This is a genomic window from Vibrio genomosp. F10 str. ZF-129, from assembly GCF_000287055.2.
In the GTDB taxonomy this organism is placed as follows: domain Bacteria; phylum Pseudomonadota; class Gammaproteobacteria; order Enterobacterales; family Vibrionaceae; genus Vibrio.
Genome location: NZ_AJYQ02000028.1, coordinates 1 through 3,611, shown reverse-complemented (window position 1 = coordinate 3,611; position 3,611 = coordinate 1). Strand labels below are relative to the sequence as shown.

Below are 3,611 nucleotides of genomic sequence, written 5' to 3'. Positions count from 1 at the left end.
GTTGCTCACCACTTAACGCGGCGTTAGGCGCATACATGCGATACAAGGAAAGTATATGAATCTAAATCAAGTAACTTTGGCTGTTGATGATATCAAGTTGGCAGTAACCTTTTACAAAGCATTAGGGCTTATTCAAATTGTCAGTGATGAGTATTATGCTCGTTTTTCTTTTCCCGATGGAGATTCTACATTTTCAATCTACTTAGACCCAGAGAAACGTGGGTTAGAATGTAGAGGTGTTGTTTACTTTGAGCATGAAGAACTCGATCAACTGGTAGAAAACCTGAAAGATAAAGGTATAGAGTTCGATCAAGAACCCATCGATCAACCGTTCCTCTGGAAAGAAGCGGTATTAAGTGACCCATCAGGAAACAAAATCAAGTTGTATTGGGCTGGTGAAAATCGACTAAACCCTCCGTGGAAAATTGAAGAAAGCACCTAACAAACAATTCAAACAGACCAAAAACGCGTGGCATTTTTAGTTTGCGTTGAGTTTGGTGTTTAAGGTGGTATGCAGAAACGGCATTTGTACGTTTTTGGCAGTTTAATTGGGCGTTAGAAATTAAGGAGTTATTATGAGGTTTGTTTTATGTATTTTGGTCGCCTTTATTCTGGGCGGTTGTTCAGCTCCACCGGTGTCAAAAGTGCAGGATACTATTAATAAAGACTATTCAGGCAAGGAGCTAGGAGAGGTTTTGAGTGAACTGAAGTCTGATGGATATTTTTGTTATCGTAACAAAAAAGTTGAAAGCGACATACGGCTTAAAACTATCACAGATGGCACTCTAGATGATGTTGAGTTCTATGTTTGCAATCTAGAAGACAGCGATGCATTTTGCGTAGTAACAGCAGGAACGAATCTAGTAAGTCAGTATGGCAAAGTATTACGTGTTAATGGAATACATCAAGAAACAAACTGCCTCTAGATTAATTTCTAACAAGGCACTAAACCCGACACTTCACGCTTGGCACCTTTGCTTCGCAAAAGTCTATACCAAGGTTTCGTGCGGGTTAGTTTAGCGTTATACGTTTCAAAAGGGTTACATTATAAATGAATTGGATTCCTGATAATTCAAAAAAGGGGACCTTTGTTTTAATCATATGTCTCCTTTTATTGGTATTTTTACGAATTGGCTTTTACGCTAACAATCCCAGTGAGTATTTTTTAGGGAATTTACTGCCTGAATTAACAGGTATGTGTATTGAACTCATTCTTATAATGGTAATTGTTGAACGTTGGCAAAATCAAAATAAGATAGAGCTATTAATTGTCAAAGAAAAACGGTTAAGAGAATATCTTATATTCTTTCTTCGATTCGGTTTTATCAGCTTAGATAAAGAATATCGAGTAGGTGATTTTTATGGTGAAAAACACATTGAAAACGTCGAGTACTTAGACAGACTTAGTAAATATATAAAAGAACATGGCTTATCAACTACGGAAATTAAGGCTATCAAAAATCAATGTGAAGTCGACTTGAATACTTTTGGTAATCTATTACCAGTTGCATCAAATTTAACTGATGAGCACTTTAAAGCTTGGTCTCGAATCATTTACTTTATGACAAAAATATCGAAGGGAATGGGAGATGATGAGGATAGCATTAAAAGTATTATCTCTAGAATAAAGCAATTTGAAAACGCATCACATGACAATCACCTTTTTGTGGGTGCAAAAAACGTATAACAAGGCAATTAAACGGAACTAAAACAGTGGGTTAGGTTTCGCTTCGCTACACATTATAACCCACCATTTTAGTCCGCTTATTGCGGCGTTAAGCGTCAATTAGGAATTCAATGGATACTATAAACCCGACAGATTTATTTTTAAGCGTATTACCTTCAATCTTGGGTGTTGCTGTTTTCATAATATTTATGGAATTCATAAAAATTAAGGTTGAAAGAAAAATTAAAGAGAAGAGAGGTGAGACTACCAATGAGCGCATTTCTCGACTTTCTAAATCTCTTAAAGAATCAATTGATCTAACTAATGAAATAGAGTCAGAAATAAAACAGAGGCATGAACTAGCATCAAAGTTACAAGCTGATGTAGAGCGTTTTGAACACCTTGCAAAATTAAAAGAATCAGAGATAGAAGCTGTTGCTCAAACCCTACGAGGAGAACTAAAAAGTGAAGGCACAAAATCATTTTGGAAATCCATATTAGTGAGTATGTTCTTCTTTATTGCGGGTGTTGTGGTTACTATATTAGCCGCTTAACAAGCACTTTAAACGGAACAAAAACAGTTGGCTTTGTTTCGTTCCTCAACAAGTGTAGCCAACAATTTTTGTCCGCTTAAGTGGGCGTTAGCAATATAAGGAAGCATTGTGAATTTTCAGGAAGCTAAAAAGAAATCGCTCATCTTTAGATTCGTCGGAGCTTTTATCATTCTTCCGAGTGTTATCTCTACAGTAATATCATTTTTAAAAATGATTTATTTTCGCCTTGATGACGGTACACGTTTTGGTTCGGCATTAGCACAGCCTTTTAAAAAAGCTGTTTATTATATTTATGAAAATACTGATTTTTTAATGTTTTTTTGGGAGAAATCCCCAACTCCGAACCATGTTAATTTTGAAGAGTCACAGAATGTTTCTTTTGCTTTGATTTATTTGTCTGTTTTCATAGGAATTACATTTTGGGGCGTTGGCTCAAATTTATCATGTAGGTTAAGAGTAATCCGTAAAAAAATTGAAGATCAGGTAATTGAGGAATCTATCAGAGGAACTGTTGCTAGGTCACGAGAGGAGATCTCCCATTCTGTAAACATTCCCAGTGAAGGAATGTTTTCAAATATTCACAAGCTATATTTGGCACCTATTATTGTTGCTGTAATTGGGACTCTTCTAGTAAAAATTCTAGGCTTCTGAGGAAATATTGCTAACAAGGCGTTTAAACGGAACTAAAACAGTGGGTTACGTTTCGCTTCGCTACACATTATAACCCACAATTTTTGTCCGCTTAACGCGGCGTTATATTTTTACTGGAGATTTTTTGGTGTCCTCATATGAAGTTACTTTTGAAGCTAGGCCATCACATAAATTATTCATGTTTGCAGATATGAGTTTGAACCTTGCAAAAAATGCAAGCAATGATGATCTAAGGCAATATTACTTAGTCACTGGAATAATACATGCTGCATTTTCATTTGAATCAATGATCGATTATTTTGGTAATGCTCTTATTGAAAACTGGGAATGTTTAATAACAAAAAAACTCAGAGGACGGAAAGAAACTGATAAATATTTATTTAAAACAATCGGTTTGGCTAATTTATCAGGGAGTAAAAAATACCAAGATCTGCATCAGTATTTCGCACTAAGAGATTTTTTTGCACACTCGAAATCAACTTATGAAACAAGAGTAGTCAATATTGATGATTGTTTAACAGAAGAATCGAAAGTGGATAAATTATACTCAATCGGTCATTCAAAATTTGATGAACCTAGCATCAGCACTCTTCAAAATTTTATTGAGCTAATAGGAAACATTGAAAATGAGATTGAAAGCAATGCTCTTTATCCACAAACTCATATCAATGCCGGTGAAAATATTTCTGAAAGCCCATTGGGTTGGACTGTGTTCTGGTCAACTCCAACCGGACACTTTC

6 protein-coding genes are annotated in these 3,611 nt (G+C 35.5%); all 6 read left to right on the top strand.

The window, feature by feature from the left end; all coding sequences use genetic code 11:
- Positions 1–55 precede the first annotated feature (55 nt).
- A complete protein-coding gene (locus A1QO_RS04445) occupies positions 56–442 on the top strand; it encodes a VOC family protein (protein WP_017041539.1) in 387 nt (128 codons plus the stop codon).
- 133 nt (positions 443–575) lie between these two features.
- Positions 576–926, top strand: a complete 351-nt coding sequence (locus A1QO_RS04440; protein WP_017041538.1) for a hypothetical protein — start codon at positions 576–578, stop codon at positions 924–926.
- A 125-nt stretch (positions 927–1,051) separates the two neighbouring features.
- Positions 1,052–1,687: a hypothetical protein gene (locus tag A1QO_RS04435; RefSeq protein WP_017041537.1), complete on the top strand. Its 636-nt coding sequence runs from the start codon at positions 1,052–1,054 to the stop codon at positions 1,685–1,687.
- A 110-nt stretch (positions 1,688–1,797) separates the two neighbouring features.
- The gene (locus tag A1QO_RS04430; RefSeq protein ID WP_017041536.1) at positions 1,798–2,220 is read left to right on the top strand and encodes a hypothetical protein; all 423 of its coding nucleotides are present in this window, start codon (positions 1,798–1,800) and stop codon (positions 2,218–2,220) included.
- Between the two features lie 108 nt (positions 2,221–2,328).
- The gene (locus tag A1QO_RS04425; protein ID WP_017041535.1) at positions 2,329–2,871 is read left to right on the top strand and encodes a YniB family protein; all 543 of its coding nucleotides are present in this window, start codon (positions 2,329–2,331) and stop codon (positions 2,869–2,871) included.
- A 127-nt stretch (positions 2,872–2,998) separates the two neighbouring features.
- Positions 2,999–3,611 (top strand): hypothetical protein (locus A1QO_RS04420; protein ID WP_017041534.1); only part of this gene is annotated, 613 nt, incomplete at its 3' end.